The sequence below is a fragment of the Prevotella sp. P4-119 genome (assembly GCF_002251345.1).
GTDB lineage: Bacteria > Bacteroidota > Bacteroidia > Bacteroidales > Bacteroidaceae > Prevotella.
This window is the reverse complement of the sequence record NZ_NPJB01000024.1, coordinates 1-5,959: the sequence shown is the minus strand read 5'-3', so window position 1 is coordinate 5,959 and position 5,959 is coordinate 1. Positions and strand designations below refer to the sequence as shown.

Below are 5,959 nucleotides of genomic sequence, written 5' to 3'. Positions count from 1 at the left end.
CTTGATTTTGGCAAAGATGTCGGCACGTTCATCAATAGGTGTTTCTTCGATGGTATCTTTAAGTCTCTTGATTTCTGCTTTTTGTTCTTTGTTTTTTATTGTTGCCGCACTTTTCTTTTTTTCTATTTTTATATTTAAAAACTACGAGTATGAGAATTAATTGGAAGCGCGTAGCGCTGTATGTGCTGAGAGTGATAGAACTGGTGATCACTCATAGCCCCGCCGGCAGCACCAGTGATCACCAGTTCTATCACTCTCAGCACATACAGCGCTACGCGCTTCCAATTAATTCTCATACTCGTAGTTTTTAAATATAAAAATAGGATTAGTTGCATAAATCTCTCTTGTGGTTATCTGTTACCCATCCAATCCGCCACCAGGGTTCTGTTCAGACGAATCCCCACCAGTCACCGTCTCGAAGTAGGCAGTGAGCGTCTGACTGCTATTCACCGTGATGGTACGTGACGCAGAGGTGTCGTTATCACTCCATCTCTTAAAGGTGTAGTTCTCCGATGGGGTAGCAGTGATGGTCGCTTCCGTGCCAGCCTCATACTTACCGCCGCCGGACACACTGCCACCGCCCATCGGGTTCGCCACCAGTGTCAGCGTCTTCTTCGTGTCTGTTGGGGTAGTAGGCGACACCACCTCATCAGTCTTTTCCTTGTTAGACTTCTCATCGGGCGAGAGGAAGATGTCGGTCGAACCGCCATAGCTGTTCACCGCCTCTTCATACGCCTCATCATTCTGGTATGCCTCCAATAGCTTGTTCTCCACGATGAGGTACTGAGCCGATATCTCCGTTTTGTTTTTTCTCTTCTGGGAGTGAATCCATACCATACCGTGGTTGCCGAAATCATGATTCTGCTGTGCTGCGAGACAGCCCTCCTGGATAGAGAAGCCACGAACGTCTGCAAGGGACAGTAGTTTCGTTTCACTACGTCTCACGAGTACTACGCTGCTGGCATCCACATTCACCATCGGCACGTGTGTCACGTCGTTCACCTCTTGTGTGAGGAGGAAGTAGGTGATCTGGTCCCCGTAATCATACCCCCTGTTGTTCTGCACCACGGCATTCGAGAACTCTGCCACGGTGGTCTCTGCTGTGATGACCAGGTCGCCGAGATCGATGTCTGTCACCGCCTGGTTACCCTTACCGGTCACCGATATCGACTTCACCTTACCATGTGTGATCTCATAGGGTGCAACGATGCAGATGCCTGCATTCACGTCAGGTTTGGTGAGATACACAGGAGAGTGTGAGAGGTTCGACGACACGAATTTATGGTAGTCGCTGCGTCTGTTGCGTGTACCGCCGAAGGCGAGCTTCATATAGGGTTGCAACACCTGATATTCTCTGATGATGTTCGCCCATTTCATGCGCTGTTTCAGCTGTTGACCCGTCTTCGCGTCCTTCTTCTGGGTGATCTTCTCTGATACCACCGTCTGTCCACCGTTTCGTTTGAAGGTGAGATTACCTGCTGAACCACAAAGTTTTGAAATAATACCGTTTAAAATTGCCATAATGTTTGTTGTTTTAATGTTGGATTTCATCCTTCGTTTTCTCGCCATGGCAGAATTAAAGCGAGCTTTATTCTGCTCATTTGGCTTAACGAAAACGTTGATTTTGTGCCAATATTGGCGGAATGAATAAAAAAGCTTCCTCGCCACCAGCAAGGAGCTACATCGCTCCTTCCTCGTCGCATTTTCGCTCCTTTCTCGTCGTTTTCTCGTCGCTCTTTCGTTCGTTTTTCGCTTGTTCTTCGTTCGGTCCTCGATAGGTCTTCGATAGACTAACGAATAAGCAACGAGAGACGAACGAGAGACGAACGAGGACCTAACGAGAAGTGAACGAGAACCGAACGATAACTGGTAGGGTGTTCATCGGAGAATGATGCGTTTTAGTGCATCTTCCTTCCCTCTTCCCTGTTGTTGGATTTCTGATTTTTGTCATAATCTTTGGTTTTAAACTGTTTTAGATTCTCGTGGTGTCTTCCCCTCATCATTCAGGGCTCATCACCTGTTGTCGTTTGCAAAGGTACAAAGTCTGAAAAGGTGACTGTCACTCTTTGTCACTCTTTGTCACTCTTTGTCACTCTTTGTCACTCTTTGTCACTCTTTTCGAGGACTTTAATCAAGAGAGATGCAGAATACTTCACATAGATATTTTACTGCACCTGGAGTGAAAATCTGTCCACAGGGTTTAACACCAAGCTTTTCGAGTTCGTTACGGTGAGGCTTAAGCCATCTGTTAAGTGTTCTCTTGTTAACACCTAAAAGAATTGCTAATTCTTTTTTGGATAAAGTCTTGTTTTTGCTCATGTTTTTAGTTGTTTTTGGTTAGTAATTATTGTTATTGAAAAAATAAATAAAATTTGTCCGGTAAAAATACTAACAATTTTCCATCTATACCCCTAACGCTAACCCTAACACTAACTCCTGAAATGTCTCACACGGTTTACGCGGATCACACAGATTCTTTTAAGATTTTCTTTAAGATTATAGTTAAGATGTCGAGCCTGTAAGGCGATCCCCAAAAAATCCCTCCCTAAAGCGAGGAATTCGAGCGCATTTTCTGTTAAGATTTTCTTAAAGATTTTGTTTCCGTATAAATTCCGTCTAAATTCCGATGATAATAATCCACGGAACACACGGAAGACACGGAAAAAATTCTAGTTGAAGATTATTTTTAAGATTATAGTTAGGATGTCGAGCCTGTAAGGCGATCCCCAAAAAATTCTCCCCAAAAGCGAGGAACTCGAGCGCATTTTCTGTTAAGATTTTCTTAAAGATTTTGTTTCCGTATAAATTCCGTCTAAGATCCGATGATAATAATCCACGGATCACACGGAACTTACACAAAAAGATGTTAGTTAAAGATTATTTTCAAGATTTTATTTAAGATTTCGAGCCTGTAAGGCGATCCATTATAAAATTCTCCCTAAAAGCGAGGTACTCGAGCGCATTCTAGTCAAGGATTTTCTTTAAAGATTATAGTGAAATTGAATTATTTCTTGCGTCAGCAACTCTTAATACAGATTTCCCCCAAAGATTTCTAGCCGTAGGCTACCCCCAAAAAATATCCGTTTAACATCCGTCTAAAATCCGATGATCCGTGTCCTCCGTGTGCTCCGTGGATAAACAAAATCACGGATTTCTGTGTGATATTAAAAAATAATTCGTAACTTTGTACGCCACATGGGTAGCAACCCACTAAACCTCAAACAATAGAATAAAAAAAATGACGCAGGATTGCTCTATAACACCTTCTATTGCCAACGAAAACGACAAGCGTTTTCCGAAAGGCATACGTATCAAAAGTGCTGATGCTACATCAGAACCAGTAAAACAACAAGTATCTAATGCCGAAGAAAGGGTAGGGGATGACCAACAACCCTGGGGCTACCTCTTCGTACATAACAGACAGGTAGAGGCGTTCAAAAAAGAGATGGACGCCTACAACCTCGCCCATCCTGAAGCCCCTCACGCCTGTTTCATCCATTACTCCTATAAATATAAACAGAAGAGTAATGGTAAGGGAGTCATCAAGAAACACCTCCCCACCGTCAGTGGTCTCGTCTTCCTACAGGGTGACACCCAGTCGCTACAAACCTTCTTACGCACCCATTACCCCTCCTACCATCTGATCAAAGACTGCAGCACAGGACTCCCCGCCAGCATCTCCCACCAGAAGATGCAACCTTTCATGCAAGTCCTCTCCAGTCACCCCGAACACATCACCTTCTTACGTGACCCCTTCCTGAAATTCGCCAAGGACCGCGTCAAACTCCGTGTCCTCACCGGCATCTTCAAAGGTTTCGAGGGCTACATCGTCCGCGTTGACCGCGACCGCCAACTCGTCATCGAGGTCGGCGGCTATGCCGTCGCCCTCCGCGACGTCCACAACGAAGACTTCACCCCCGCCGAATAAATGAAATGTCACACAGAATTCACCTCAGGTAAATCACAGAAAAATTTTTTAGTTGCTGCGCAAGATGTTTTGGAGTAGCGAAGACAGAGTGAGAGTGCGCTTTCACTATGCTGAGTCACGACAAAACAAACCATAGGTAAATCTTTGGAGGAAATCTTAATAAAGATATTGCTTACACAAGAAATAAAGAAAGGAGATAGAATGAAAAAGAAACGTGATTTCTGGCCCTAGGCCATTCTTAACAAAGATTTCCACATAAGATTTCTAGCCATGGGCAACACAAAAAGGAGCCGCCTCAGTAAATCTGACGATTTCCGGGCTTAACCCAAGCTTTAAATAATACAACATATTTATGAATTTAAACAGAATACGAACATGAATTTGATAGAAGAATATAACAAACAGCTTGCACGACAAAAGCATATTGTAGGTGTAGCTATGAAAGTTTTTAATAAGTATCATGGTGGCTTGTTGGAATCAGCTTATGAATGTGCTTTAAAGTACTTGTTAGTGCAAGATGGATATAAAGTAGAAGTACAAAAAGAGCTGCCTATGTATTGGGACGATGTTAGGTTGGATAAAACTTATCGAATGGACCTTGTCGTAGATGATGATATTATTATCGAACTTAAAGCTCTCAAATATATCAAAGACGAACAAAGAAAACAACTGAAGAATTATATGGTTCTTACACATACCCGTTGGGGCATGCTAATTAATTTTTCAATGGATCGTGTTTATAGCGAATGGTATCGTTTAGATGCTAATGGAAGTATCGAACAAGTTCGGTTGTTCTAATGTTTTGGCTATTCTTTCTGTTAATAAAAAATTGAGTATTTTGGTTGCCTTCGGCAAGATGTTTTGGAGTAGCGAAGACAGAGTGAGAGCGCGCTTTCACTATGCTGAGTCACGACAAAACTAACCACAGGTAAATCTTTAGAGGAAATCTGAATAAAGATATAGCGTGAGCGCAAGAAATAAAGAAAGGAGATAAAATGAATAATAATACACAATTTCTGGCCTCCGGCCATTCTTTAAAGAAGATTTCCTCCAAGATTTCTAGCCTTCAGGCTACTAAGAAAATCAAACAGCACTGTTATTTATCCATTTCTGGCCCCCGGCCATTCTTTAAAAAAGATTTCCTCAACGATTTCTAGCCTTCAGGCTACTCAGAATAAACCCTTTATTGGCGCACCTAAATTTTTTCATAACATTTTGATGTTTTATACAGAAAAATGCGTACCTTTGTACGCTACAAGGGAAATGATGACCTGAGGGTCACCAGAAAACCCTTGATAGCGACACACGCACGAGGGGAAAATGCTAGATTCAAACAAACCTGTTATCACTGTCATAACCCCTTGCTACGAATCGTAAAACACAAAACGAAGGACTTATATGATGCCAGTCAATAGCAATATGGCACCATCACCGCAGCCGGTGATCGCCAACGACTCCATCAAATAGAAAGAGGAAATGACGCAGGATTGCTCTATCACTCTTCTTCTATCGCCGACGAAAACCACCGTTATGACAACAAACGTTTTCCAAAGGGCAACCACGTTACTGGGACCGATACCACATCGGGTCCAGGAATAGAAGAACTATCCTGTTAAATCCACGGACCACACTCTAATAATCCACGGATCACACAGAGAACACAGAGTGTTTAGAGGTTATAGGTTAAAGGTTATAGTTTATAGGTTAGTGTTTAGAGATTCTGGTTGAAGATTATTCTAAAGATTCTTGTTAAGATTTCGAGCCGCAAGGCGATCCATAATTAAATCCCTTCCCAGAAGCGAGGAACTCGAGCGCATTTTCTGTTAAGATTTTCTTAAAGATTTTGTTTCCGTATAAATTCCGTCTAAATTCCGATGATAATAATCCACGGATCACACAGAGAACACTCTAAGTTTGCAGAAGAATGCGACGCAGTCGCATAAATGTTAAATAATCAAGGTAAAACTATGATTGCTAAAGACAGTTTCGTACCTTTGTTGTAAAAAGGTAGAATCGGTCTGTCGAAGAGGT

The 5,959-nt window shown here is 42.5% G+C and carries 4 protein-coding genes; 2 read left to right on the top strand and 2 right to left on the bottom strand.

Annotated elements, in window-relative coordinates; all coding sequences use genetic code 11:
- Nucleotides 1-357 precede the first annotated feature (357 nt).
- Together CIK89_RS02615 and CIK89_RS13285 are read right to left on the bottom strand one after the other, a co-directional pair.
- The gene (locus CIK89_RS02615) at nt 358-1,521 is read right to left on the bottom strand and encodes a hypothetical protein (RefSeq protein ID WP_144007334.1); all 1,164 of its coding nucleotides are present in this window, start codon (nt 1,519-1,521) and stop codon (nt 358-360) included.
- A 606-nt stretch (nt 1,522-2,127) separates the two neighbouring features.
- Nucleotides 2,128-2,319 carry a hypothetical protein gene (locus CIK89_RS13285; protein ID WP_144007333.1) on the bottom strand — a complete coding sequence of 64 codons (192 nt, stop codon included), beginning with the start codon at nt 2,317-2,319 and terminating at the stop codon, nt 2,128-2,130.
- Between the two features lie 919 nt (nt 2,320-3,238).
- Here CIK89_RS13285 and CIK89_RS02610 point away from each other — a divergent pair.
- Complete coding sequence (locus tag CIK89_RS02610; RefSeq protein ID WP_094389885.1) at nt 3,239-3,928, top strand: hypothetical protein; 690 nt, start codon at nt 3,239-3,241, stop codon at nt 3,926-3,928.
- A 375-nt stretch (nt 3,929-4,303) separates the two neighbouring features.
- Nucleotides 4,304-4,726: a GxxExxY protein gene (locus CIK89_RS02605; RefSeq protein ID WP_094389884.1), complete on the top strand. Its 423-nt coding sequence runs from the start codon at nt 4,304-4,306 to the stop codon at nt 4,724-4,726.
- The last annotated feature ends 1,233 nt before the right edge of the window (nt 4,727-5,959 follow it).

Bases quoted from the DNA above. Each gene is read 5' to 3' on its own strand.
- CIK89_RS02615 (WP_144007334.1), bottom strand. From the start codon at position 1,521: ATGGCAATTTTAAACGGTATTATTTCAAAACTTTGTGGTTCAGCAGGT.
- CIK89_RS13285 (WP_144007333.1), bottom strand. From the start codon at position 2,319: ATGAGCAAAAACAAGACTTTATCCAAAAAAGAATTAGCAATTCTTTTA.
- CIK89_RS02610 (WP_094389885.1), top strand. From the start codon at position 3,239: ATGACGCAGGATTGCTCTATAACACCTTCTATTGCCAACGAAAACGAC.
- CIK89_RS02605 (WP_094389884.1), top strand. From the start codon at position 4,304: ATGAATTTGATAGAAGAATATAACAAACAGCTTGCACGACAAAAGCAT.